The sequence below is a fragment of the Streptomyces lavendulae subsp. lavendulae genome, assembly GCF_002803845.1.
Classification (GTDB): Bacteria; Actinomycetota; Actinomycetes; order Streptomycetales; family Streptomycetaceae; genus Streptomyces; species Streptomyces lavendulae.
Map to the genome: position 1 here is coordinate 2,018,633 of NZ_CP024985.1, position 23,587 is coordinate 2,042,219.

A 23,587-nucleotide genomic window follows, 5' to 3' on the forward strand; every position below is an offset into this window, starting at 1 on the left:
CGCCCAGTATCCGCCACGGTCGGCCTCGGGAGCCCATCGGGGCCGTCGCCACCATCGTGGCCTTCCGCGGACGGAGCCGGGCAGATTGACAGCTCCCCCGGACGGGGCCACGTTGAGTGCATGCGCATCGGGCTCATCGGGACGGGCCGGATCGGCTCCTTCCACGCGGCCGCGCTGGCCCGCCGGCCGGACGCCGGTTCGCTGCTGCTCGCCGACGCCGACCCGGCGCGGGCCGCCCGGCTCGCCGACCGGCTGGGGGCGACGGCCGCGCCCTCCGTCGAGCAGGTCTTCACCTGGGGCGTGGACGCGCTCGTGGTGGCCTGCGCCACCGAGGGACACGCGGAGCTGGTGGTCCGCGCGGTGCGCGGCGGGCTGCCGGTGTTCTGCGAGAAGCCCGTGGCCCCGGACCTGGAGCGCACCCTGGCGGTGCTGCGCGAGGTGGCCGCCGCCCGCGGGGTCCTCCAGCTGGGCTTCATGCGCCGTTTCGACGCGGGCTGCCGCACCGCGCGGGAGCTGGTCCGTTCGGGTGCCCTGGGCCGGCTGCACACCGTACGGACCATGACGGCCGATCCCGCACCGCCGCCCGCCGCGTACCTGGCGACCTCCGGCGGGCTGTACCGGGACTGCATGGTGCACGACTTCGACATGGTGCGCTGGGTGACCGGGCGGGAGGCCGTGGAGGTGTACGCGGCCGGCTCGGACGCGGGGCCCGCCGCCTTCCGGGAGGCCGGTGACGTCGACACGGCCGCGGCCCTGCTCACGCTGGACGACGGGACGCTGGTCAGCAGTACGGCCACCCGCTGCAACGGCGCCGGGTACGACGTGCGGATGGAGTTCGCCGGGGAGCTGGACCAGGTCTCCTCGGGGCTGGACGACCGTACGCCGATCGCCTCGACGGAACCGCACGGCCCGCCCCCGGCGAGCAAGCCCTGGGGCGGGTTCCTGGAGCGGTTCGGTCCCGCTTACGAGGCCGAGCTGGGGGCCTTCGTCAAGCTGGTGCGCGGTGAGGGGCCCAACCCCTGCGACGGCCGGGAGGGGCTGGCCGCGTTCCGGATCGCGGAGGCGTGCGAGCGCTCCCGGCGCGAGCGCCGCCCCGTGCGGCTGGAGGAGCTCCCGGATCTCTAGGGCGGGCATGCGGGCCACAGTAGGGCGGATGATCACCCGGCCAGGAGGCGATTCCCGGACATTCGCTCAGGCCGCGGCGCGCCGTCCCCAGGCGGTGCCGGCCAGGACCAGCCCCGCGCCCACCAGGCCGAGGGGCCCCGGGTGCTCGCCGCCGAGGACGATGCCCGCGGCGGCGGCCCACAGGGGCTCGGTGCCGAGGAGCAGGCTGACCCGCGAGGGCGAGGTCCTGCGGACGGCCCACATCTGTACGAAGAAGGCGAAGAGGGTGCACAGGACCGAGAGGAAGGCCAGCCCGGCCCACTGGCCCGGCCCGAGGCCGGCGGCGGCCGCCCAGGGCGAGTCGCCGGTCCCCGGCAGGGCTGCCAGCAGGGCGAAGACCAGGACGGCGCTGCCGAGCTGGACCGTGGTCAGGGAGAGGGAGTCCGCGTCCTGGACGGCCTTGATCCGCGCCATCAGCAGGACGTGCGCGGTACGGGCGAGGGCGGCGCCGAGGATCAGCAGGTCACCGGCGCCGGGCGCGGTGAACCCGGCGCCCTGGGTGAGCAGCACGACGCCCGCGACGCAGACGGCGGCGGCGCCGAGGAAGGCGGCCGAGGGGGCGGTGCGGCGGACGGCGGACTCGGCGAGCGGGGTGAAGATCATGGTCAGGCTGATGATCAGCCCGGCATTGGTGGCGGAGGTGTGCACCACCCCGTAGGTCTCCAGCAGGAAGATCCCGCCGAGTACGAGGCCCAGCGCCGCGGCCCCGCGCAGCTGCGCGGGGCTCAGCACCCGCAGCCGCCGCCACCCGGCGAGGACGAGGACGGGCAGCACGAGCGCGAAGCGCAGCACCAGCACCGCGATCACGGTGTGCGGGGCCGTGACCCCCTTGGCCGCGAGGTAACTTCCGCCCCAGACGACGGCGACGAGCAGCACGGGCAGGTCCGCGAGCCGGGCCCGGCGGGGCGCGAGGGCGGGGGTGGCGGCGAGGGTGGACACCGGGGCGGCTCCGACTGCGGGAAGGGAGTGGAGACGGCGGCGGCTCGCACGGATGCGGGCTCACGGTAGCCGAGTCGATCTTCCCGGTCGAGCGTTTTGCGGGCCGGGGCCGCCCCCGCGCGGGCTCAGTCCGCGAAGCTCCCGAAGGTGGCGCGGCCCGTCGGCCGGTAGGTGTGGATGGCGATGCCGGAGCCCGTGGTGCGCGAGCCGGCCGGCGCGAAGGCGGTGGGCAGCCCGCCGGTCGAGAACAGCCGGCGGCCCGTGCCGAGGAAGACGGGGAAGACCAGCAGGTTCAGCTCCTCGACGAGGTCCCGCGCGAGCAGCCACTGCGCCAGCTGCCCGCTGCCGTGCACCTGGAGCTCCCCGTCGGTGGCGTCCTTGGCGCGGACGACCTCCGCCTGGAGGTTCTCGCCGTCCACCACGGTGGCGGGGGTCCAGCCCGGGTCCTTCAGGGTGGTCGAGGCGACGTACTTGGGCAGCCGGTTGAGGCGGCTCGCGACCGGGTCGGCGGGGTCGTCGTGCCGCGGCCAGTGGGCGGCGAAGATCTCGTAGGTCCGCCGGCCGAGCAGGAAGGCCCCCGCCCGCGCGAAGACCTCCTGGATGAACTCCCCCATGCCCTCGTCCGCGTACGGCACGACCCAGCCGCCGTACTCGAACCCGCCGCGGGGGTCCTCGGCGGGCCCGCCGGGGGCCTGCATCACTCCGTCGAGGGTGAGGAAGGTGGTGAGGGTCAGCTTGCCCATGGCACTGCGCTCCTTGGGTGTCGGCGCCCGGCCCGTATGCCGTGCACCGGTTCAGACTCCCCCGCCGTCCGGAACTCATCGGTGCGGCGCGCGCGGAGGCGGACCGCGTGTCCGCCGCGGGGGTGCTCCGCCGCGGGGGGCCCGGAGACGCCCGCGGGGCACACCGCGTGCGGTGCGCCCCGGGGGGAGCGTGCTCGCGCCCCGGGGGTGTCGGCCCCCGGGGCGGTCGGTGGGGCGGGGTGGCGTCAGCCGCCCAGCTCCTGGTGACGGGCGGCGTGCGCGGCCGCGCCGGCCTCCGTCAGCGAGCCGAACAGGCGCAGCCGGGAGAAGCCGCCGTCCGGGAAGATGTCGATGCGCACGTGCGTGCCGACCGCCGGGGCGTCGAGCACGAAGCGGTGGTTGGTGTCGGGCTGCAGGCGGGTGCGCGGCAGGAACTCGGCCCACTCGCCCTCCTCGCCCGTCTTGACGGACAGGGAGGCCCAGCCGGCCGAGTTGCCCTTGAGGTAGGCGGTGTCGATCTCGACGGCGCGGATCTCGGACTCGGCGACGAGCTGGTAGCGGATCCAGTCGTTGCCGTTGTCGCGGCGGCGGGCGGTCTCCCAGCCGTCGTCCATCTTGCGGGAGCGGCCCGGGTTGATGGTGTTGGTCGGCGGCGAGTAGAAGCGGTTGGACGCGTCCTCGACCGAGCCGCCGTTCTCCAGGGCGACGACGTCGAAGGTGCCGAGCGCCGCGAGCCACTTCGGGTCGGGGCGGACCTCGCCGTAGACGCGGATGCGGGCGACGCCGCCGTCCGGGTGCTGGTTGAGGCGCAGGTGCGTGAAGCGCTGCTCGACGTCGACCTCGAAGCCGTTGGCCGCGTGGCCGCCGACGGGGGTGCGCTCGACGAGGGTCGTCCACTTGACGTCCTCGGACAGCAGCTCCTCGGCGGTCGGGGAGCCGGGTACCGAGGCGGCCTGTACGGACACGGCCTGCGGCATGTTGCCGCGGAAGTGGGCGGTGTCCACGACGATGCCGCGGATGACGCCGGGGGCGCCGAGGCGGATCAGCGCGAAGTCGTGGTCCTCGGCGGTCGGCCAGGGCTGCTCGGCGGACACGCCGCGGCGGCGGCGGGTCTCCCAGCCGTCCATGACCTTGCCCTTGTGGCCGAAGTGCTCGGGGTCGAAGTGCGGGGCCTCGGCGATGAGGAGGTTCTCGCGCTCGGCGAAGAACTCGTCGTTGGCGGCGATGACACCGGCGCCCAGTTCACGGGCGGCGAGGTTCGCGTACTGGGTGAAGGAGAAGTCCGTGGTGCGGTAGTCCGCGTACGGGTCGCCGCCCCCGTACGGGTTCGCGTTACCGGTGAAGGAAGGAATCGCCACTGTCAGTTCTGCCTTTCAAGGAGGAGGCCCGTGGGCTCGGTCGGGATGCCGTGGTCGGCGATCTGCGTACCGCGCAGCCAGGTGGACTTCACGACGCCGTGCAGGGTCTTGCCCGCGTACGCCGTGACCTGGTTGCGGTGGTGCAGGTGCGCCGGGTCCACGGTGAAGGTCTCTTCGGGGGCCAGGACGGCGAAGTCGGCGTCGCGGCCGGCCTCGATGGCGCCCTTGGCGGCCAGTCCGGCGATGGCGGCCGGGGCGGTGGACATCCAGCGCGCGACCTCTTCGAGGGTGCGTCCGCGCTTCCTGGCCTCGGTCCAGATGGCCGGCAGGCCCAGCTGGAGGGAGGAGATGCCGCCCCAGGCGGTGGCGAAGTCGCCGGTCTTCAGGTCCGCGGTGGAGGGCGAGTGGTCGGAGACGATGCAGTCGATGGTGCCGTCGGCGAGCGCGTCCCACAGGACGTCCTGGTTGGCGGCCTCGCGGATCGGCGGGCAGCACTTGAACTCGGTGGCGCCGTCGGGGACTTCCTCGGCGGTGAGCGTCAGGAAGTGCGGGCAGGACTCGACGGTGACGGCCACGCCCTCGGCCTTGGCCGCGGCGATCAGGGGCAGCGCGGAGGCGGAGGACAGGTGCAGGACGTGCACGCGGGCGTTCAGCCGCTTCGCCTGGGCGATCAGGTTCTGGATCGCGGTGTTCTCGGCGTCCTGGGGGCGGGAGGCGAGGAAGTCGGCGTACTTGGGACCCGGGTTCTGCGGGGCGGACTCCAGGTGGTGGGGGTCCTCGGCGTGCACGATCAGCAGGCCGCCGAAGCCGGTGATCTCGGCGAGCGAGGTCGCCAGCTGTTCCTGGTCCAGCAGCGGGAACTCGTCCACGCCGGAGGGCGACAGGAAGCACTTGAAGCCGTAGACGCCGGCGTCGTGCAGCGGGCGCAGGTCCTTGACGTTGTCCGGCAGGGCGCCGCCCCAGAAGCCGACGTCCACGTGGGCCTTGCTGCGGGCGACCTCCTGCTTGACGCGGAGGTGGTCCACCGTGGTGGTCGGCGGGAGGGAGTTGAGCGGCATGTCGAGGATCGTGGTGATGCCGCCGGCGGCGGCCGCGCGGGTCGCCGTCCAGAAGCCCTCCCACTCGGTGCGGCCGGGGTCGTTGACGTGCACGTGGGTGTCCACCAGACCGGGGAGCAGGACGTCGTCGCCGAAGTCCTCCAGCCGGGCTCCGGCCGGTACTTCGGCGTCGTGTGCCAGCACGGCCGTGATCTTCCCGCCGGCGACGGCGACCGAGGCGGCGCGCGTCCCCTCGGGGGTGATGACGCGCGTCGAGCGCAGTACCAGTTCCACAGCCACGTCGGCCACCGGAACCTCCCCATCTACTTCCACAGAGCGAAATTCAACGTTCTGTTGACGGAGTCTTCACCCCGATCGGGGGCCAGTCAAGAGTCGCCGGACGGACCGCCCACCCCGGCGAGCCGCAATTGGATGTTTCCACAGGATGGAATTAAGATTTCACTATCCAGAATGTAGCTATCACCACCGGATGCCGGACGGGTAACTTCCGAAGGACGTCCGCCACCGGACAAACCGGCTCTGACCGGCGGGGACGGCCGGGCCCCGGCTCTAGGGCCGACGCCGACCGACCGGTAGGCTGCTTCCTTGCCTGCCAGCACCGAAAGGACCGCGCCGTGCCGACGTCCAGCGCCAGCACCACCGACGCTTCCGCCAAGCCCACCGCCGCCAGCGGTGGCGTCCAGTCCCTTGAGCGCGCCTTCGATCTGCTCGAACGCATGGCCGACGCCGGGGGCGAGGTCGGCCTCAGCGAGCTCTCCGCCGCCAGCGGACTGCCGCTGCCGACCATCCACCGCCTGATGCGCACCCTCGTCGCGTGCGGCTACGTACGCCAGCAGCCCAATCGACGGTACTCCCTCGGCCCCCGGCTGATCCGCCTCGGCGAGTCCGCCTCGCGGCTCCTGGGCACCTGGGCCCGCCCCTACCTCGCCCGGCTGGTCGAGGAGACCGGCGAGACGGCGAACATGGCCCTGCTCGACGGCGACGAGATCGTCTACGTCGCCCAGGTGCCGTCCAAGCACTCCATGCGCATGTTCACCGAGGTCGGCCGCCGCGTGCTGCCGCACTCCACCGGCGTGGGCAAGGCCCTGCTCGCCCACACCCCCGCCGACGAGGTGCGCGCCCTGCTGGCCCGCACCGGGATGCCGGCCGCGACCGAGAAGACCATCACCACGCCCGAGGGCTTCCTGGAGGCCCTGGAGCAGGTCCGCGCGGTGGGCTACGCGGTCGACGACAACGAGCAGGAAATAGGAGTCCGCTGCCTGGCCGTGTCGGTGCCGAACTCGCCGACCGCCGCCGCGATCTCCATCTCGGGTCCGGCGGGGCGCGTCACCGAGGCGGTGGCGGAGTCCTTCGTGCCGATCCTCCAGGGGGTGGCCGCCGAGCTGTCGGTGGCGCTCCAGAGCCAGAACCCGGCCTGACCGGCCCCGCGGGCGGGCGACCCGCCGAAACGGCCCCGGCGTCCAGGGCGCGCTCCTGCGCGAGGGGCCACCGGGGCCCCCGCGGAATGAGTACGGTCTGCTCATGCACAGCATCGCGGTGGAGCAGCAGCGGGGGCACGTACTCCTCATAGCGGGGGACGCCGCAGTGCGCCGCCGCGCCGTCCAGGTCGCGCCGAGCGCCAATCTGGCCGCGCTGGGGGTGGTGCCCGTACCGGTGCTGCTGGACAGCACGGTCCCCAGCGACACCACCTACCTCGACGGGGCCCGCGACCCGAACACCGTGCTGACCCGGCTGCGGACGGCGGCCGCCACACCGGGTCCGCTGCTGGTCTACCTGTCCGGGCGGCTGACCGTCGACCGCCGCGGCCGGCGGCTGCACCTGTGCCTGGCGGGGACCACGGCGGCCAGCGTCCGCCACACCGGCCTGCCGTGGGAGTGGCTGGGCTCCGAGCTGCGCGAGCGGCCGGCCGGGCTGACCACCGTGCTGCTGGACCTCGCGGCGGACAAGGCCGCCTGGCCGCTGCTCCAGGAGTACGGCAGCCTGCCCGCCCCGCCCTCCGTCGAGGTGTACGGGGTGGTGGCGCCCCCGGGATTCGCGGGCGGCGGCAACGGGGTGAGCGGCTACACGCGGCAGTGGATCGAGCAGCTGCGCAGCAGCCCCGGGCGGCCGGACAACCTGCGGCTGCACGCCCTCGCGGTGGGCGCCGCCGCCCTCCCCCCGGGCACCCTCGTCCTCCCGACGGCCCGCGAACTCGCCGCCCGCCCGGCGGAGGCCCCGGGGCGGGCCGGGTACGGAGGGGGCGTGCCGGACGGTGGGCCCTCGCGCCGCCGGGAGAGCGGTGCGGACGGAAAGCGGGACGGCGTCCACGCGGTCGCCGGGGACGGCGCGCGGGAGCTGCCGGGCGGGGGGCCGGATCCGCGGCCGCACATCCACGCGCTGGCCACCGCGGGCCGCCACGCCGAGGCGGACGCGCTCGCGCAGGCGTGGGAGGCGCACGTGCTGCGGGCGTACGGGCCCGCCTCGCCGGAGGCGACCCACTGGACGGAGATCCGCGCCGACCTCGCCCGCATGGCGGGCGACTTCCGGCTCGCGACCCGGCTGTGGACCGGCGTCGGAGTGAGCCGGCTGGCCCGCCAGTCCCCCGACGCCCCCGAGGTCAAGGGCGCCGCCGCGGGCGCCCTGTACTGCTGGACCCAGCTCAAGGACCGGGCGGCGGCCGCCGAGGCCGGCCCGGAGCTCATCCGGCTCCTGGGGGCCCTGCCCTCGCTCGACCCCCGCCACCTGGAGCTGGCCCGGCAGCGCCTGGAACTCCTCCGGGACGCCACCCCGATCGGCCGCTGAACCCCGGCTAGGCCGCGACGACCGGGTCCGGGTTCTGGACCAGGCGGCCGTCCGTGATCGTCGCGGCGCGGTCCATCCGGTCCAGGTGGGCGTGGTCGTGCGTGACCAGCACCGTGGCGGTGGACCGCTCGCGCGTGAGGGTGACCAGCAGGTCGAGCACGGCCGCGCCGCGCTCGTGGTCCAGGGCGCTGGTGGGCTCGTCGACCAGCAGCACGGTCGGCTCGTTCATCAGCGCGCGGGCGATGTTGACGCGCTGGCGCTGGCCGCCCGAGAGCTGGTGGGGCCGCTTGTCGGCCTTGTCCGCGAGGCCGACCGCGTCCAGCAGCTCCAGGGCCCTGCGGCGCAGCTGCCGGGAGGGCCGGCCCGAGAGGTGGGCCATCACCTGGAGCTGCTCGACGGCGGTGAGCGAGGCCAGCAGGTTGGGCTGCTGGAAGACGATGCCGATCTTCTCCCGGCGCAGGGCCGACTTCTCGGCGGCACCCATCCGGGTGGTCTCCCGGCCCGCGACGACGACCGCGCCGGAGTCCGGGGTGACCAGGGTGGCGGCGACGGCCAGCAGGCTGGACTTGCCGGAGCCGGACGGCCCCACGATCGCGGTCAGGGTCCCGGCCGGAACCTCCAGCGACACGTGATCGAGGGCCGTGAGGCGGCCGTCGCCGTCGGGGTAGGTGAGCGTGACGTCGTGGACGAGGAGGGTCATCGGGCGCTCCCGAGGGCGGTCAGCGGGTCTACGGCGGTGATCCGCCGGATGGACAGGGCCGCGCCCAGCACCCCGAGCACGATCATGATCGTGGCGGGGACCAGGACCGTGGCGGGGTCGAGGACGAAGGGCACGTCGCCCCCGCTGATCAGCGCGCCGATGCCGACGGCCAGCGCCGTTCCGGCACCGGTGCCGATCGCCAGCATCACCACCGCCTGGCCGAGGGCGTCCTTGAGCAGGTACGGGGTGGAGGCGCCCAGCGCCTTGAGCACGGCGATGTCGCCGCTGCGCTGGATCGTCCAGACCGTGAAGAAGGCCCCTATGACCAGCGCGGAGATGGCGAAGAGGAAGCCGCGCATCAGCTGGAGCGAGCCGTTCTCGGCCTGGTAGGACCCTATGGCGCCCAGCGCCTCGTCGACGGTCTGGGTCAGGGTGCCGGAGGCCCGGTCGCCCGCGGCCCAGTCCACGGCGCCCGAGCCGTCGAGGGCGAGGACGGTGGCGACGGTTTCGAGGGAGGTGCCGGGGTTGCCGACGCGCTGCCAGTCGTTCAGGTCCATCCACACCACCGGGGTGTGGCTGTAGGCGGCGGTGCCGGACACGGCGGCCACGGTCAGCTCCAGCGGGCCGACCTTCAGCCGGCCGCCCGCGGTGAGCCCGCCCAGTTCCCGGGCGGCCTTCTCGGTGAGGACCACCCTCCCCTGACCGAGCCCGGCCCCGGCGGGCGCGAGCCGGCCGGTGGACTCGACGCCGAAGACGGAGACGGCGGCGGTCCGCTCGCCCGAGACGGCGTTGGTGGTGCGGATGCCGAGCGGATCGGCAGCCGTCACGCCGGGCCTGGCGCGCCAGTCGCGCCAGGAGCTCTCGGGCAGCTGGGAGCCGGTGAAGGAGACCTTCTGGTCCCCGGAGGGCTCGGCGAAGGCCAGCCGGGTGGCGGGCAGGCCGGTGATGGCCGAGATGTTCTCCCGGGCCAGGCCCGAGGTGAGCCCGGACAGCAGGCCGACCAGCAGCGTGATGAGCAGTACGACCGAGCCCATGAGGGCGAAGCGGCCCTTGGCGAACCGTAGATCTCTCCATGCGACGAACATGTCCCCCACCTTGGTCTTCCCCGTGGTCACCGGGCATCGCGCCACGGTAGGGATCCTGGTATCGAAGGTGGCATCCCGACATCGAACTTTTGGTTGACCGGGGGCCCGGGCCGTCGACTTACGCTGGTCGGGCCATGTCTGTCATTCCCCGCGCCCGCGACCGCGCCGACGCCCCCGCCCGCTCCGGTGCGCTCCCCGGCGCCGGTTTCCGCTCCCCGACCCCCGTCTCCCGCGTCCTGCGGCTGTGCCTGCACGCCCTGCTGGCGGGGCTGCTCGCGCTGGCCGCCGGGCGGGCCGTCGCCGACTCCGCGCCGCGGGCCGGGTGGGTGGTCGGCGTCTGCGCGCTGCTGGCCGCCGTGTACGCGGCCGGGGTGCTGGTCCCCGCGGTGGGGCGCTCCACGCGGGCCTCGGCGCTGTGGCTGGCCTCCCTGGCCGCCGTGTGGGCGGCACTGCTGGTGGTGTCCCCGGACGGGCTGTGGATCGCCTTCCCGCTGTACTTCCTGGAGCTGCACCTGCTGCGGCGGCCCTGGGGCATCGCCGCCGTCGCGGTGACCGCCTGCGCGGCGATCGGGGGGTTCCTGGCGCACAGCGGCGCGGTGACCCCGGGGGCCTTCCTCGGGCCGCTGCTGGGCGGGGCGGTGGCGGTGGCCACCGTACTGGGCTACCAGGCGCTGTACCGGGAGAGCGAGCGGCGCCGCGAGCTGATCGAGGAGCTCATCACCACCCGGGCCGAGCTGGCCGTCGCCGAGCGGGGCGCGGGGATCCTCGCCGAGCGCGAGCGGCTCGCCCGGGAGATCCACGACACCCTCGCCCAGGGCCTGTCCTCCATCCAGCTGCTGCTGCGGGCGGCCGAGCGGACGCTCCCGCCGGACGCCCCGGCCGCCGAGCACATCGCCCGGGCCCGCGAGGCCGCGCAGGAGAACCTCGCCGAGGCGCGTCGCTTCGTACGGGCCCTGACGCCCCCCGACCTGGAGCACGGTTCCCTGGCCGGGGCGCTGGAGCGGCTCTGCTCGGGGGCGCCGGGCCCGCGCGTGCGGTTCTCGGTGAGCGGCACGCCCCGGGTGCTGCCCACCCCGTACGAGGTGGGGCTGCTGCGGATCGCGCAGTCGGCGCTCGCCAACGTGGTGCGGCACGCGGGGGCCGGGCGCGCCGAGATCACCCTGACCTTCATGGACGCCTCGGTCACCCTGGACGTGGTCGACGACGGGCGGGGCTTCGACCCGTCCTCGGCTTCCCCGGCCGCCTCGGACGGCGGCGGCTTCGGTCTGCCCGCGATGCGCGCCCGGGCCGAGACGCTGGGCGGGCTGTTCACCGTGGAGTCCGCCCCGGGCCAGGGCACCGCCGTGGCCGTCACCCTGCCGTTGCCCGTGGAGGCACCGTGACCATCCGTCTCCTGCTCGCCGACGACCACCCGGTGGTGCGGGCCGGGCTGCGGGCCGTTCTGGACACCGAACCGGACTTCGCGGTGGTCGCCGAGGCGGCCACGGCCGAGCGGGCCGTGGAGCTGGCGGCGTCCGAGCCGGTGGACGTGGTGCTGATGGATCTCCAGTTCGGGGCCGGGATGCACGGTTCGGCGGCCACGGCGGCGATCACGGCGCGGCCCGGCGGCCCCCGGGTGCTGGTCCTGACCACCTACGACACGGACGCGGACATCCTGGCCGCCGTCGAGGCGGGCGCCTCCGGCTACCTGCTGAAGGACGCCCCTCCGGAGGAACTGGCGGCGGCGGTCCGCACCGCCGCGGCGGGTCAGTCGGCCCTGGCCCCGGCGGTGGCCCTGCGGCTGATGGACCGCATGCGCACCCCGGCGGAGGCGCTCACGAAACGGGAGCTGGAGGTGCTCCAGCTGGTCGCGGACGGGCTGTCGAACCAGCAGATCTCCAAGAAGCTGTTCCTCAGCCAGGCCACGGTCAAGTCCCACCTGGTGCACATCTACGCCAAGCTCGGTGTGGACTCCCGCACCTCGGCGGTCGCGGCGGCCGCCACCCGCCGCCTGATCCGTACGCCGTAGGGGGCCGCGCAAGGGGGCTGTCCCCCGCCCCGTCCCACCGGCCGGCAGGCGGGTGTCCGCCGGGGTGGCGGGGCGAGCATCGGGGGGTCGCCGTACCCGACCCCGGAAGCGAGCCCCGATGTACACCACCGCAGCGCGCCCGAGCCCGACCACCTCCCCCGCTCCCCGGGAGGTCCGCGGCGCGTACGCGCTGTGGCTCACCGCCGTCGGCGCGGGGGCGTTCGAGACGGTCCTCGCCGTGGGCCGGATGGCGCTGGACGGGACGGGATCGGCCGGGGAGATCGGTAGCGGTCTGGCGGTCCGCCTCCTCGTCTTCACCGCCGCCGTGCTCGTCGCCCTGCGGATGCGCGGCGGCGCCCGGTGGGCCCGGACCGCCCTCGCGGTGGGCCTGGGGGTGCTGGGGACCGCCTCGATGGTCCTGCAGCCCCTGGGGTACCTGCTCGACGGCGGCTCGGCCGTCGACGCGCTGGCCCGGGCGGACGCGCTGGACTGGCTCTTCGGGGCGAGCCGCGCCCTGCACGTGGGGGCGGTCCTGACGGCCGTGGCCCTGATGTTCCGGCCGGCGTCGAACGCGTACTTCCGCGGGCTCCGCTAGGCCACCCAGTACGGGCGTTCCACCCCCGGCGCCAGGGGCACTCCTTCGTGGAAGGCCTGTGCGAGGAGGCGTACGCCCTGGTCCAGGCGGTCCGCCGGCAGGGTGTACGGGATCCGCAGGCGGTGCTCGAAGGTGCCCGGGTCCACCCCGAAGCGGGCGCCGCGGCCGATGTGGACGCCCGCGGCGGCGGCCCGCTCCGCGAGCGCGGAGCTGACCGGTTCGCCGAGGTCCACCCAGAGCGACAGGCCGCCGGGCGGCAGCCGCCAGGACCATTCGGGGGCGTGCCGCTGGAGGGACTGGGCCAGGGCCGCGCGCTGGATCCGCAGCTGTGCGAGCCGGGCCGGCAGGGTCCGGTCGAGCCGGTCCATCAGGGGCAGGGCGACCACCTGGTCGAGCACGGAGCCGGTCATGTCGGCGGACACGCGGACGGCCGCCAGCTCGGTGACCAGTTTGGCGGTGGCCCGGATCCAGCCGACCCGCAGGCCGCCCCAGTGGGTCTTGCTGAGCGAGCCGATGGTGATCACGTGGTCGGCGCCGGTGCGCCCGGCGAGGGAGGCCAGCGGCGCGGGCGCGGGCACGTCCAGCGCGATGTCGGCGATGGTCTCGTCGACCACCAGCCAGGTCCCGGCGGCCCGGGCCGCGGCGAGCAGCCGCAGCCGCTGGCGCTCGGGCATCAGGGCGCCCGTCGGATTGTGGAAGTCGGGGATCACGTACGCGAGCCTGGGCACGGTCTGCCCCAGCGTGGACTCGGCGACGTCCATGTCCCAGCCCCGGTCGGAGACGGCGAAGGAGGCGGTGCGCAGCCTGGCGTGGCGCAGGGCGTCGAGGGCGTTGGCGTAGGTGGGGTTCTCGGTGACCACGCGGTCCCCGGGGCGGCAGAGCAGGCTGACGACCAGGGCGAAGGCCTGCTGGGCCCCGGCCGTGACCAGGATCTGCTCGGGGCGGGTGGGCAGGCCGCGCCGGGTGAAGCGCTCCGCGACGGCCGCGCGCAGGTCGGGCAGGCCGAAGGGGTGGTAGCCGGGGTTGCGGGCGAGCGCGGGCAGCCGGGGCGCGGCCCAGGCGAGGGCCTCGGTGAGGCTGCCCTCGGGGGCGCCCATGGCGGCGATGGCGAGGTCGATGCCGGGGTCGCCGTCGGCGTTGAAGCCGCCCGCGCCGACGATGGAGTGGGCGCCGACCGGGCGGTGGCCGTCGGGGAGCTCGGTCCAGGTCCCGGAGCCGCGGCGGCTGCGGACGTAGCCGCTCTCGCGGAGCAGGTCGTAGGCGGCGGTGACGGTGGCGCGGCTGGCGCCGACGGTCTCGGCGAGCTCGCGCTCGGCGGGCAGCCGCACGTGCAGGGCGATCCGGCCGTCGAGGATCAGGGTGCGCAGCGCGTCGGCGAGGGAGCGGTAGCCCGGGCGGGCCCGTACCTCGTCCGGGAGCATCGCCGCGAGCTGGCGGCTGCCGATCGCCCTGTCCGCCGTCTGGACCACTCGCCCGTATGCCATGCCAACCTCCCCCGATTGGCTCTGCCTGCCAGGCCAATCGAGGTCCAGACTCGCCGTATTGGCCCGCGATTGGCAAGGAGAAGCCATCATGCCGTACGAGGTGTTCACCGACCGTGACGAACGTGCCCTGCTGCTGCGCGCCGAGAACCGGATCTCCCGGCCGCTGCGGCTCGGGGCGGCACTGGCCACCGTGGGGGCCCTCCTGACGCGGCGGCCGCGCGGCGCGGATGAGGAGCGAGAATCGCAGCCATGCCAGCAGAAGCGGAAACAGAGCAGGACCCCGGCCGCGGCCCCGACGGCCGCCCCGACCGTTCCACAGCCCCACTGACCGGCGCGGAGGGCCCGGGCGCGGCGGCCCCGGTCGCCGGTCTGCTCCTCGCCGCCGGTGGCGGCCGCCGGCTCGGGGGGCGGCCGAAGGCGCTGCTCCCCTACCGCGGGCGGCCCCTCGTCGAGAACGCCGTGCGCGTGCTGCGCGAGGCCGGCTGCGATCCGGTGCACGTGGTGCTGGGCGCCTCGGCCGACGAGGTCCGGGAGCGGGCCGACCTGAGCGGCTGCGTGGTGGTGGACAACCCGGACTGGGCCGAGGGCATGGGTTCCTCCCTGCGGGTCGGCCTGGCCTCCCTCGCCGGGACGGGGGCCGGTGCGGCGCTGGTCTCGCTGGTGGACCAGCCGGGCATCGGGGCGCGGGCGGTGGCCCGGGTACGGGAGGCGTACCGCTCCCCGACGAGCCTGGTGGCCGCCTCGTACGACGGGGAGCGCGGCCATCCGGTGCTGTTCGGGGCGGACCGCTGGCCGGACATCGCGGCGACGGCGACCGGGGACCGGGGCGCGCGGGTCCACCTGAAGGAGCACGCGGCCGAGGTCATGCTGGTGGAGTGCGGGGACGTCGCCGCCCCCTTCGACATCGACACGCCGCCCGACCTGGCACGTCTGGCTTGAGGAACGCTCGTGCGTCACTTGAGCGGGCTGTGACCGTTATGGCACCGAGGGCCACGGGTGATCGGAATCTGTCGACTCAGAGAATCTCGACATCAACAAACCATTGAACTTCCACCATGAGGAAATTACTATCCACTGGTCAGAAGCGCCCTGAACCACAGACGGCGCCCGCGACCGTTATCCGGAACTCTCCACACCCGACGGCACTGCGTGCCGTCTCGCGCGAGCATTCCCCGCGGCCGCCAGGCACCGCCGCTGAAGGAGTGACAGATATGTCCGCACCAGCGCCGTCCCCGCTGGCCATCGTCGACGCCGAGCCCCTGCCCCGGCAGGACGAAGTCCTCACCGAAGCGGCCCTTGCCTTCGTGGCCGAGCTCCACCGGCGGTTCGCCCCCCGCCGCGCGGAGCTCCTCGCCCGACGCGGCGAGCGGCGCGCCGAGATCGCCCGGACCTCCACCCTCGACTTCCTCCCGGACACCGCACAGGTCCGCGAGGGGGACTGGAAGGTCGCGCCGGCCCCGGCCGCGCTGAACGACCGCCGCGTGGAGATCACCGGTCCGACGGACCGCAAGATGACCATCAACGCCCTCAACTCGGGCGCCAAGGTCTGGCTCGCCGACTTCGAGGACGCCTCGGCTCCCACTTGGGAGAACGTCGTCCTCGGCCAGCTCAACCTCATCGACGCCTACGAGCGCCGCATCGACTTCACCGACCCGCGCACGGGCAAGGCGTACGCCCTGAAGCCCGCCGACCAGCTCGCCACCGTCGTGATGCGGCCGCGCGGCTGGCACCTGGAGGAGCGCCACCTCAGCTTCGAGGGCGGCCCCGCCTCGGGCTCCCTCGTGGACTTCGGCCTCTACTTCTTCCACAACGCGAAGCGCCTGATCGACCTCGGCAAGGGCCCGTACTTCTACCTGCCGAAGACGGAGTCGCACCTGGAGGCGCGCCTCTGGAACGAGATCTTCGTCTTCGCCCAGGACTACGTCGGCATCCCGCAGGGCACCGTCCGCGCGACCGTCCTCATCGAGACCATCACCGCGGCCTACGAGATGGAAGAGATCCTCTTCGAACTCAAGGACCACGCGGCGGGCCTCAACGCGGGCCGCTGGGACTACCTGTTCTCGATCGTGAAGAACTTCCGCGACGGCGGCGAGAAGTTCGTCCTGCCGGACCGCAACGCGGTCACGATGACGGCCCCCTTCATGCGCGCCTACACCGAGCTGCTCGTCCGCACCTGCCACAAGCGCGGCGCGCACGCCATCGGCGGCATGGCGGCCTTCATCCCGTCCCGCAAGGACGCCGAGGTCAACAAGGTCGCGTTCGAGAAGGTCAAGGCCGACAAGGACCGCGAGGCGAACGACGGCTTCGACGGCTCCTGGGTCGCCCACCCCGACCTGGTCCCGATCGCGATGGCCTCCTTCGACGCGGTCCTCGGCGACAAGCCGAACCAGAAGGACCGGCTGCGCGAGGACGTCTCGGTCGCCCCGGGCGAGCTGATCGCGATCGACTCCCTCGACGCGAAGCCCACCTACGACGGCCTGGTCAACGCCGTCCAGGTCGGCACCCGTTACATCGAGGCGTGGCTGCGCGGCCTCGGCGCCGTCGGCATCTTCGGCCTCATGGAGGACGCCGCCACCGCCGAGATCTCCCGCTCGCAGATCTGGCAGTGGATCAACGCCGGGGTCGTCTTCGAGAACGGCAAGCGGGCCACCGCCGAGCTGACCCGCGAGATCGCCGCCGGGGAACTGGCCAAGATCCGCGCCGAGGTCGGCGAGGAGGCCTTCGCGGCCGGGAAGTGGCAGCAGGCCCACGACCTCCTCCTGCAGGTCTCCCTGGACGCCGACTACGCGGACTTCCTCACCCTCCCCGCGTACGACCAGCTGATCGGCTGACACCGGCCTTCGACCGAAACGCACAGCGGTCGAACTCCCGGTTCCGCCCCCGTCGCCGCCCCGGCGACGGGGGCGGAGTCGTGTCGCGGGCCGGTATCGCGCCGGTCGCGCACCGACCGAATGGTCGGCCGTTACTCCATCGTAACCTTGCTGTACCTAGCGGTAACAAGCGGGGGCGTGTCACCTTTCCGATGCCACCGGCGCCGGCGGTACCCCCACTTTCCAAGCCACGCACCGGAGTTGCCGCCCAGCGTTGTCGGCGGCTCCGGCGTGGCCGACCGCAGGAGTTCCGCAGTGATCGGATTCCGCAAGGCCGGCAAGGACAGGGCCGCCGCCCGCAGCCGCGTGCGACGACTGGCCGGCGCCGCGATGGCCGTACCGCTCGCCGCAGGCGCGCTGCTGGCCGCCGGGGCCGGGACCTCGGCCGCCAGCCCGGGCACCGGGCCCACCGCCGTGGTGTCCATGGGCGACAGCTACATCTCCGGCGAGGCCGGACGCTGGAAGGGCAACAGCCTGACCAACAGCGGCAGCAGGAACGGCACCGACCGGGCGTGGGTCAGCGGCAGTTCCTACGATCCCGCCAAGGTGTACGGCACGACCGCCATGGGGTGCGACCGCTCCGACTCGGCCGAGGTGCTGAGCGCGGGCGCGGTCGCCGACGTGGCCGTCAACCTCGCCTGCTCCGGGGCCGTTTCGCAGAACGTGTTCCGGGCCTCCAACGGGGGCGTGGCATTCAAGGGCGAGGCCCCGCAGGCCGATCAGCTCGCGGCCGTGGCCGCCGCCAAGAACGTGAAGGTCATCGCCCTGTCCATCGGCGGCAACGACCTCGGCTTCGCCGACATCATCAAGGAGTGCGCGCTCGACTTCGTCCTCTGGGGCTCGTACTGCTACGACGACCAGCAGGCGGTCGTCGACCAGAAGATCGACGGGGTCGTCGCGGGCATCGGCAAGTCCGTCGACGAGATCCGCGCCGTGATGCGCGGGGCCGGCTACGCGGACTCCTCGTACCGGATCGTCCTGCAGTCCTACCCCTCGCCGATCCCCCGGGGCGCGGAGAACCGCTACACCCAGAGCGACTGGAGCCGGCTCAACACCGGTGGCTGTCCCTTCTGGAACCGTGACTCGGACTGGGCGCGCGACTCGCTCGTGCCGCAGCTCTCGGACCGCGTCAAGGGGGTCGCGACGGCCAAGGGCGTCCAGTTCCTCGACCTGCGCGACATGCTCCAGGGGCGCGAGGTGTGCGCGAAGTCCAGCAAGCTGGTCAGCTCCACCGTCCCGGCCTCGGCGAAGACGAGCGAGTGGGCACGCTGGATCGACAACAACGAGACGCAGGGACCGATCCAGGAGTCCATGCACCCGAACTACTACGGCCAGCTGGCCGTCGGGCGCTGCCTGGCCCTGGCCCTGGCCCAGCCCGCGAACTCCGGTTCGAGCTGCAAGAACACCGCGGGGGGCGACCACACCGGGATGTACCTGACACCGGCCCCGTAATGCGGGTGAGGTGAGCGGGGCGGACTGTCATCCTCAGGGCCATGACAGTCCGCCCCGCGCGTCCCCCGGGCCCCGCGGCCCGCGGCCTCGACCGTGACCGGCCGCGCTACGCCGCGCGCCGCGGGTCGTTCGGGAGGGCGGCCAGGGCGGTGGCGAAGGCGGCGCGGCAGCGGAGCCAGTCCGGGTCCGGGGACGGCGCGTGCAGGGCGAGGAGCTTGGGCAGGAGGTCCGCCGAGAAGGCGCGGGCCGCCTCCGCCGGGAGCAGCGAGGGCAGGTTGTCGATGGCGATGACGTCCAGCGCGGGGGTGCCGCCGCGCAGCCGTCGGGCGGGGGCCGTCCAGTCGGTGAGGCGGTCGTAGACGGGGAGCAGGTGCAGCGGGGATCCGGTGTCGCAGGTGATGTCGGCGATCACCGAGAGCCGGCGGGTACCGGCGGCGGCGTCGAGGTCGGCCGGGGTGAGGAAGGGCGGCACCGGGCGGGTGGTGAGGACCGCGTGGACCAGGATGTCGTGGCCGAGCAGCGCGGCCCGGTCCAGATCGCGGGTCGCGGCGCGGTCCCAGGGCGTGGTGCGGATCCCGGCGGCGGCCAGGGCGTCGCGGGCCCCGCGTCCGCTGCGGCCGCCCGCGCCGGTCACCAGGGCCCGTAACGGCCTGCCCTCGCGGGCCCGGCGCAGCCGCGCGTCGAGTTCGGTGCGGGGCAGCGGGGCCAGCGGGGCGGTGAGCAGGCCGCGGGCGTGCAGTGCGGCCAGGGCGGCGCCCGCGTACCCGGCCCAGTAGCCGAAGGCGGCCAGCCTGCGGCCCTGCGCGTCGGCGAGGTACTCCAGGTCCAGCAGGGTCCCGCCGCCCGCGGCGAAGCGCCTCAGCAGCTCGGGGCCCTGCGCCTGGCCCTTGTAGGCGTGCCCGAAGTACACGTGCCGGTGGTGCAGCCGCTCGGGGGTGGACGGGAGTTCCTTGAGACCGAGGACGAACGCCGACCGGGGCGCGGACCCGGCCCAGGACCCGGCCGGTGCGGTGGCGCAGCCCGCGGCCGCGTAGGCGTCGAGCGGGAAGACCCGGTGGCCGGACTCCTCCACGGTGATCCGTACGCCCTGCCGGACGAGCCGTGCGGCGTCCTCGGGGGTCAGCGGTGCGCGGCGTTCGGTGGGGCGGGTCTCGCTGCGCATCCAGAGCTGGGGGAGCTGCGACATGGCTGTACCACCTGTCCGTTCGGCGGGGTGGGTGGGCTCATGCGATGTCTTTCCGTTCCGTATACGGCGTACGCGGGAACGGCGCGGCAACTCCGGGCGCGGGAGCCCCCGGCGCCCCGCCCGTCGACACCCGGCCCAGGGCCGGCCGGTGCGGTCCCGCACCCCGGGCCCGCACCCCGGGCTCGCACCCCGGCCCGGCCCCCGGTCGGCGGACCGGTCGGGGTCGGGGATCAGAGCTCCGGGAGGAGGGCCCGCAGCGGGGTCCGGGCCCCCTCCGCGAACGCCGTCCGGAAGGCCGCCGGATCCATCCGGGCCCGCAGGACCCGCTCCGCCCGGGGGAGGCAGGCACTGGCCGGGCGGGTGCCGGCGACCGCGCCGAGCAGCCGCGCGGACTCCTCGTAGCAGCCCGCGTCGGCCTCCAGTTCGGCGAGCAGCTCCGCCGAGAGCGCCTGCCCGAGCCCGTCGCCGAGGAGCAGCTGGACCTCCAGGGCGCGCAGCAGTTCGGCGCGGGCCACGGCCGGGCGGCCCTCGCGGCGCTGGACCAGGGCATGGGCGTATCCGGTCCAGGAGCGGGCCCACAGGTCGACCGGACCGTCCGGCGGGCCGTCCTCGACGGGGACGGACGCCGGGTCGGTGTGCGCGAGCGCCATCGTCAGGGCCGCCCGCAGCGCCTCCGGGCCCGGCCCGAACTCCGGTTCCGCGGGCAGCAGTTCGAGCGCCTCGCGGAACTCGGCGGCCGCCTCCCAGGGCCGGTCCCGCCAGAGCGCGACGAGCCCCCGCAGGTACGCCAGGTAGGCGACGCAGGCGTCCTCGCCCTCCTGTACTGCCGCGGTCCAGGCCTCCACCAGCAACGGATCGGCGGACTCCGCCTCCCCGGAACTCGCCACCAGCCAGGCGGCCAGCCACAGCGCCCGGGCGGGCCGGGGCGCCGGGTGCAGGGCCAGGGCCCGTTCCAGGTGCCGCCGCCCCTCGGTCACCAGGCCGCAGGGCGACCACAGGAACCACAGCGGCACGGCGATCTCCAGGGCGCCCCCGGGCCCGGCCGGGGCGAGCGGGTCCATCGCGGCGCGCAGCTCGGGCAGTTCGGCGACGGCCAGTGCGCGCGCCTCCCGCTGCGCCCCCGACCGCCACAGCCGGGCGGCCCGCTCGGCCGTGGCCCGGCACCGCTCGCGGTGCCGGCGGGCCACGGTCGCCCCGTCGCCGTCCGGGGCGAGCGCGAGCCGCCGGGCCGCGAGGGCGCGTACGGACAGCGGCAGCCGGTGGCGGCCCGGGTGCGCGGCGTCCTCCAGCAGGGCGGGGGTGATCCGCTCCAGTGCCTCGGCGGCCCGCCGCGGGCCGAGCGGGGCGAAGCCGCACACCTCCACGACGGCGTCCCGGTCGAAGGAGCCGGCGAAGACCGAGAGCCGGTCCCACAGCAGCCGTTCGTCGGGCGGGGCGAGGCTGCAGGTGCGCAGGGCGTCCGCCCCGCCGGCCCGGCCGGCGCCGCCCGCGAGGAACTCCAGCGGGTCGGCGGTGAGCAGGCGCAGCGCCTCGGCGGGGGTGTGCCGGTGGGCGCGCCCGGCGGCGAGCTCCAGCGCCCCGGGGATCCCGTCGAGGGCCCGGCACAGGGCGGCGACGGCCCCGGCGTTGCGTTCGGTGAGCTCGAAGGAGGGGTCGGCCCCGCGCGCCCGTACCTCGTAGAGGCGTACGGCCTCGTATCCGGCGACCTCGGCCACGGAGGCCGCGGACGGCAGGGCGGGACCGGGCGCGGCGTCCGGCGCGGCCGACGGCGGTACGGCGAGCGGCGGTACGGCGAGCAGGGCCTCCCCGGCCGGTCCCACGGCCCGCTGCGACGTCGCCAGGATCCGCAGCCGGGGCAGCCGGACCAGCAGGGCGGACACCAGCGGGCCGGCCTCCGCGCCGAGCTGTTCGCAGCCGTCGAGCACCAGCAGGGCCTCGCGGCCGTCGAGCCGCCGGACCAGCGCCCGCTCCAGCGCCGCGCCGCCGCCGCGGGGCACCCCGACCATGTCGGCCCAGACCACGTCGGTCCCCCGGCTGCGGCCCAGGGTGCGGACGGTGCGCACGGCCAGCCGGGTCTTGCCGATGCCGGCCGGTCCCGCGAGGGTGACCAGTCGCGCCGTGGCGAGCAGGGTCGCCGTACGGCTCAGCTCGCGCTCCCGGCCGATGAAGCTGGACAGTTCGGCCGGCACCGACTGGCGCACACCCGTGCCGGGCTCCCCCACACGTCCTCCCGCTGCTCTCGCCAAGGTGTGCGCCGCTGCCCGATTCACCGGTCGAGCCCACAAAGAGAGATCATCAGCCGAGCGTCCGGTCGACCGGACGGTGACCGGGAGAACCACCAGGGGAAGGCATGAACTCCGCCGTTTCCGCCATCGACGACACCGACCGGGCGCTGGTCCACGCACTCCAGCTGGCACCCCGTGCGAGCTGGGAGCGGCTGGCACCGGTGCTCGGCACCCGGCCGGACACCCTCGCGCGCCGCTGGGAGCGGATGACCGCCGCCGGGGAGGCCTGGATCACGGGCCTGGGCCTGCGGACGGGCACCCGGGCGCCCTGCATGGCGTGGGTGGAGGTGACCTGCGCGCCGGGCGCCTCCCCCGCGGTCGGCACCTGCCTGGTGGAGGACCCCCACACCATGGGGGTGGAACACAGCACGGGCGGCCGCGACCTGCTGCTCTTCGTCGCCGTGCCCGACCTGCACACGCTGTACCGCTACCTGCAGTTCCGCGTGCAGCGGATCCCCGGGGTCCTCGGCACCCGCTCCTCGATGGTCACGGCGGTGCACACCGCCCCCGACCGCTGGCGCCTGGACCAGCTGACCCCGGCCCAGACCGACCGGCTCACGGGACGCACCCGCCGGACGGCCGCCCCGGTCTCCGCCTCGGCCCCGAGGCCGGCGGCCGTGCTGGAGGAGGACCGGGCCCTCATCCTGGCCCTGGCCTCGGACGCGCGCCGGAGCGTGGCCTCGCTGGCCCGGGAGTCGGGCATGAGCGAGTCGACGGTACGGCGCCGGCTGGGCCGGCTGGAGGCGCGGCACGGTCTGCGCTACAGCTGCGCGATGGCCTCGGGGCTGTCGGGCTGGCCGGTGTCGGCGACGCTGTGGGCGGAGGTTCCGGAACACGAGGTCTCCGACTGCGCGGCGGTGGCCTCGGGGCTGCGGGAGACCCGGACCTGCATGTCCGTCAGCGGCCCCTCGAACTTCATGATCAGCGCCCGTCTGCGCACCGTGGAGGAGCTGTCCCGCTACACCGCCGACCTGTCGAGACGGCTGCCGGGGCTGCGCATCACCGACACGGCGGTGGCGCTGTGCGTGCGCAAGTCGGAGGCGCAGGAACTGGACCAGGCGGGCCGCCGGGTACGGACCGTCCTGCCGGACATCTGGCGCGACCCGGTACCGGGACCCCGTCCGGGACCGGGCCGGGGCTCCGCGTAGGCCAGGGCCTGGGACCGGACCGGGGCTCCGCGTAGGCCGGGCCCCCGCCGGGGCTCCGCGTAGGCCGGGGCTCAGGCTCCCGGGGACAGGGCCCGCTCCACCGCGTCGAAGGCGGCGTCGATCCGTGCGCGGTGGTCCTCGGCGATGTCCGCCGCGCGCTCCCCGGCGAGCAGGCGCCGGGCCGTGGTGACGTAGACGGTCCGGTACGCGGCCACGGTGAGGGCCGCGGTCAGCCGGGCCCCGGGCCCGCCGATCGCTTCGGCCAGCGCGTCCTCCAGCTCCTCGACGCCCTCGCGCGCCCGCGCCCGCAGCGCCGGCGAGCCGAGGACGATCCGCCAGAAGTGCGGGAAGGTGTCGCCGACGCCCGCCAGCGGGTGGCCCTGGTCGAGGAGCCGCAGCAGCAGCTCCCGCAGGCCGGCCAGCGGGGGCGTGCCCTCGGGGCGGTCGCGCACGGCGGCCGAGAACAGCTCGACGGCTTCGGGGATCCGGTCGAGGAAGAGGTCCTCCTTGCGCGGGAAGTGGTTGAACACCGTCATCGTCGAGACCTCCGCCGCCTTGGCGACCTCGGCCACGGTCACGTGGTCGAAGCCGCGCGCCCCGAACAGCGCCGTCGCCACGTCGGAGATCCGCTGGCGGGTCTCGCGCTTCTTGCGTTCGCGCAGCGAGCCCGTCGCCGCGCCCGCGTCCTTCTCGGGTTCCATGGGAATCACTATAGCGACTACAAAGTTTTA

General features: G+C 74.8%; 21 protein-coding genes. 11 read left to right on the forward strand and 10 right to left on the reverse strand.

From position 1 onward, the window contains the following. The first annotated feature begins 120 nt into the window (after window positions 1-120). A complete protein-coding gene (locus tag SLAV_RS08525; RefSeq protein ID WP_030237478.1) occupies window positions 121-1,125 on the forward strand; it encodes a Gfo/Idh/MocA family protein in 1,005 nt (334 codons plus the stop codon). Between the two features lie 66 nt (window positions 1,126-1,191). Here SLAV_RS08525 and SLAV_RS08530 read toward each other — a convergent pair whose 3' ends face one another. The 4 genes from SLAV_RS08530 to allB all read right to left on the reverse strand — a co-directional run bounded on the left by SLAV_RS08530 (window position 1,192) and on the right by allB (window position 5,541). After that, complete coding sequence (locus tag SLAV_RS08530; protein ID WP_030237481.1) at window positions 1,192-2,103, reverse strand: DMT family transporter; 912 nt, start codon at window positions 2,101-2,103, stop codon at window positions 1,192-1,194. A 125-nt stretch (window positions 2,104-2,228) separates the two neighbouring features. Next, on the reverse strand, window positions 2,229-2,846 hold the full coding sequence (locus SLAV_RS08535) for a dihydrofolate reductase family protein (RefSeq protein ID WP_030237483.1): 618 nt from the start codon (window positions 2,844-2,846) through the stop codon (window positions 2,229-2,231). 245 nt (window positions 2,847-3,091) lie between these two features. Further along, window positions 3,092-4,204 (reverse strand): allantoicase, encoded by a 1,113-nt coding sequence (gene alc / locus SLAV_RS08540; protein ID WP_030237486.1) that lies wholly within the window; start codon window positions 4,202-4,204, stop codon window positions 3,092-3,094. Window positions 4,205-4,206: 2 nt separating this feature from the next. Beyond that, window positions 4,207-5,541, reverse strand: a complete 1,335-nt coding sequence (gene allB / locus SLAV_RS08545; protein WP_388098736.1) for an allantoinase AllB — start codon at window positions 5,539-5,541, stop codon at window positions 4,207-4,209. A 335-nt stretch (window positions 5,542-5,876) separates the two neighbouring features. Here allB and SLAV_RS08550 point away from each other — a divergent pair, with 335 nt between their 5' ends. After that, window positions 5,877-6,680: an IclR family transcriptional regulator gene (locus SLAV_RS08550; RefSeq protein WP_030237491.1), complete on the forward strand. Its 804-nt coding sequence runs from the start codon at window positions 5,877-5,879 to the stop codon at window positions 6,678-6,680. Between the two features lie 103 nt (window positions 6,681-6,783). Beyond that, on the forward strand, window positions 6,784-8,043 hold the full coding sequence (locus tag SLAV_RS08555) for an amino acid adenylation domain-containing protein (RefSeq protein WP_030237493.1): 1,260 nt from the start codon (window positions 6,784-6,786) through the stop codon (window positions 8,041-8,043). A 7-nt stretch (window positions 8,044-8,050) separates the two neighbouring features. Here SLAV_RS08555 and SLAV_RS08560 read toward each other — a convergent pair whose 3' ends face one another. Further along, window positions 8,051-8,743: an ABC transporter ATP-binding protein gene (locus SLAV_RS08560; protein ID WP_030237497.1), complete on the reverse strand. Its 693-nt coding sequence runs from the start codon at window positions 8,741-8,743 to the stop codon at window positions 8,051-8,053. After that, window positions 8,740-9,828, reverse strand: a complete 1,089-nt coding sequence (locus SLAV_RS08565; protein ID WP_030237501.1) for an ABC transporter permease — start codon at window positions 9,826-9,828, stop codon at window positions 8,740-8,742. Before SLAV_RS08565 ends, SLAV_RS08560 begins: the two co-directional genes overlap by 4 nt. A 134-nt stretch (window positions 9,829-9,962) precedes the next feature. Here SLAV_RS08565 and SLAV_RS08570 point away from each other — a divergent pair, with 134 nt between their 5' ends. The 3 genes from SLAV_RS08570 (at window position 9,963) to SLAV_RS08580 (ending at window position 12,431) form a co-directional block, all read left to right on the forward strand. Next, complete coding sequence (locus SLAV_RS08570; protein WP_078950566.1) at window positions 9,963-11,210, forward strand: sensor histidine kinase; 1,248 nt, start codon at window positions 9,963-9,965, stop codon at window positions 11,208-11,210. Then, window positions 11,207-11,836, forward strand: coding sequence for a response regulator (locus SLAV_RS08575; protein ID WP_030237506.1), 630 nt, complete (start codon window positions 11,207-11,209; stop codon window positions 11,834-11,836). The genes SLAV_RS08570 and SLAV_RS08575 overlap by 4 nt, the downstream gene beginning before the upstream one ends. Before the next feature lie 118 nt (window positions 11,837-11,954). Continuing rightward, complete coding sequence (locus tag SLAV_RS08580) at window positions 11,955-12,431, forward strand: hypothetical protein (RefSeq protein ID WP_051841300.1); 477 nt, start codon at window positions 11,955-11,957, stop codon at window positions 12,429-12,431. Here the strand turns inward: SLAV_RS08580 and yczR are convergent. Then, window positions 12,428-13,915 carry a MocR-like transcription factor YczR gene (gene yczR, locus SLAV_RS08585; protein ID WP_030237512.1) on the reverse strand — a complete coding sequence of 496 codons (1,488 nt, stop codon included), beginning with the start codon at window positions 13,913-13,915 and terminating at the stop codon, window positions 12,428-12,430. The two genes, SLAV_RS08580 and yczR, sit on opposite strands and share 4 nt — an antisense overlap. Window positions 13,916-14,003: 88 nt before the next feature. Here yczR and SLAV_RS40955 point away from each other — a divergent pair, with 88 nt between their 5' ends. From SLAV_RS40955 to SLAV_RS08600, 4 genes are all read left to right on the forward strand, one after another. Next, the gene (locus tag SLAV_RS40955; RefSeq protein ID WP_158740825.1) at window positions 14,004-14,243 is read left to right on the forward strand and encodes a hypothetical protein; all 240 of its coding nucleotides are present in this window, start codon (window positions 14,004-14,006) and stop codon (window positions 14,241-14,243) included. After that, a complete protein-coding gene (locus SLAV_RS08590) occupies window positions 14,165-14,854 on the forward strand; it encodes a nucleotidyltransferase family protein (RefSeq protein ID WP_234333810.1) in 690 nt (229 codons plus the stop codon). Before SLAV_RS40955 ends, SLAV_RS08590 begins: the two co-directional genes overlap by 79 nt. 272 nt (window positions 14,855-15,126) lie before the next feature. Continuing rightward, window positions 15,127-16,746, forward strand: a complete 1,620-nt coding sequence (aceB, locus tag SLAV_RS08595; RefSeq protein WP_030237516.1) for a malate synthase A — start codon at window positions 15,127-15,129, stop codon at window positions 16,744-16,746. A 294-nt stretch (window positions 16,747-17,040) separates the two neighbouring features. Then, complete coding sequence (locus SLAV_RS08600) at window positions 17,041-18,237, forward strand: GDSL-type esterase/lipase family protein (protein WP_234333812.1); 1,197 nt, start codon at window positions 17,041-17,043, stop codon at window positions 18,235-18,237. Between the two features lie 106 nt (window positions 18,238-18,343). Here the strand turns inward: SLAV_RS08600 and SLAV_RS08605 are convergent, their stop codons facing one another. Further along, window positions 18,344-19,423, reverse strand: a complete 1,080-nt coding sequence (locus tag SLAV_RS08605; protein ID WP_030237522.1) for a Rossmann-fold NAD(P)-binding domain-containing protein — start codon at window positions 19,421-19,423, stop codon at window positions 18,344-18,346. Between the two features lie 230 nt (window positions 19,424-19,653). Continuing rightward, a complete protein-coding gene (locus tag SLAV_RS08610; RefSeq protein ID WP_051841301.1) occupies window positions 19,654-21,645 on the reverse strand; it encodes an ATP-binding protein in 1,992 nt (663 codons plus the stop codon). Window positions 21,646-21,773: 128 nt separating this feature from the next. On the opposite strand from SLAV_RS08610, the gene SLAV_RS08615 reads away from it, so the two are divergent. Next, window positions 21,774-22,856, forward strand: coding sequence for an Lrp/AsnC family transcriptional regulator (locus SLAV_RS08615; RefSeq protein ID WP_051841302.1), 1,083 nt, complete (start codon window positions 21,774-21,776; stop codon window positions 22,854-22,856). Window positions 22,857-22,927: 71 nt separating this feature from the next. Here the strand turns inward: SLAV_RS08615 and SLAV_RS08620 are convergent, their stop codons facing one another. Continuing rightward, the gene (locus tag SLAV_RS08620) at window positions 22,928-23,557 is read right to left on the reverse strand and encodes a TetR/AcrR family transcriptional regulator (RefSeq protein WP_030237529.1); all 630 of its coding nucleotides are present in this window, start codon (window positions 23,555-23,557) and stop codon (window positions 22,928-22,930) included. Window positions 23,558-23,587 lie beyond the last annotated feature (30 nt).

Bases quoted from the DNA above. Each gene is read 5' to 3' on its own strand.
- SLAV_RS08560 (WP_030237497.1), bottom strand. From the start codon at position 8,743: ATGACCCTCCTCGTCCACGACGTCACGCTCACCTACCCCGACGGCGAC.
- SLAV_RS08620 (WP_030237529.1), bottom strand. From the start codon at position 23,557: ATGGAACCCGAGAAGGACGCGGGCGCGGCGACGGGCTCGCTGCGCGAA.
- SLAV_RS08565 (WP_030237501.1), bottom strand. From the start codon at position 9,828: ATGTTCGTCGCATGGAGAGATCTACGGTTCGCCAAGGGCCGCTTCGCC.
- SLAV_RS08535 (WP_030237483.1), bottom strand. From the start codon at position 2,846: ATGGGCAAGCTGACCCTCACCACCTTCCTCACCCTCGACGGAGTGATG.
- SLAV_RS08615 (WP_051841302.1), top strand. From the start codon at position 21,774: ATGAACTCCGCCGTTTCCGCCATCGACGACACCGACCGGGCGCTGGTC.
- SLAV_RS08570 (WP_078950566.1), top strand. From the start codon at position 9,963: ATGTCTGTCATTCCCCGCGCCCGCGACCGCGCCGACGCCCCCGCCCGC.
- SLAV_RS08525 (WP_030237478.1), top strand. From the start codon at position 121: ATGCGCATCGGGCTCATCGGGACGGGCCGGATCGGCTCCTTCCACGCG.
- SLAV_RS08590 (WP_234333810.1), top strand. From the start codon at position 14,165: ATGCCAGCAGAAGCGGAAACAGAGCAGGACCCCGGCCGCGGCCCCGAC.
- SLAV_RS08555 (WP_030237493.1), top strand. From the start codon at position 6,784: ATGCACAGCATCGCGGTGGAGCAGCAGCGGGGGCACGTACTCCTCATA.
- SLAV_RS40955 (WP_158740825.1), top strand. From the start codon at position 14,004: ATGCCGTACGAGGTGTTCACCGACCGTGACGAACGTGCCCTGCTGCTG.
- yczR (WP_030237512.1), bottom strand. From the start codon at position 13,915: ATGGCATACGGGCGAGTGGTCCAGACGGCGGACAGGGCGATCGGCAGC.
- SLAV_RS08605 (WP_030237522.1), bottom strand. From the start codon at position 19,423: ATGTCGCAGCTCCCCCAGCTCTGGATGCGCAGCGAGACCCGCCCCACC.
- aceB (WP_030237516.1), top strand. From the start codon at position 15,127: ATGTCCGCACCAGCGCCGTCCCCGCTGGCCATCGTCGACGCCGAGCCC.
- SLAV_RS08580 (WP_051841300.1), top strand. From the start codon at position 11,955: ATGTACACCACCGCAGCGCGCCCGAGCCCGACCACCTCCCCCGCTCCC.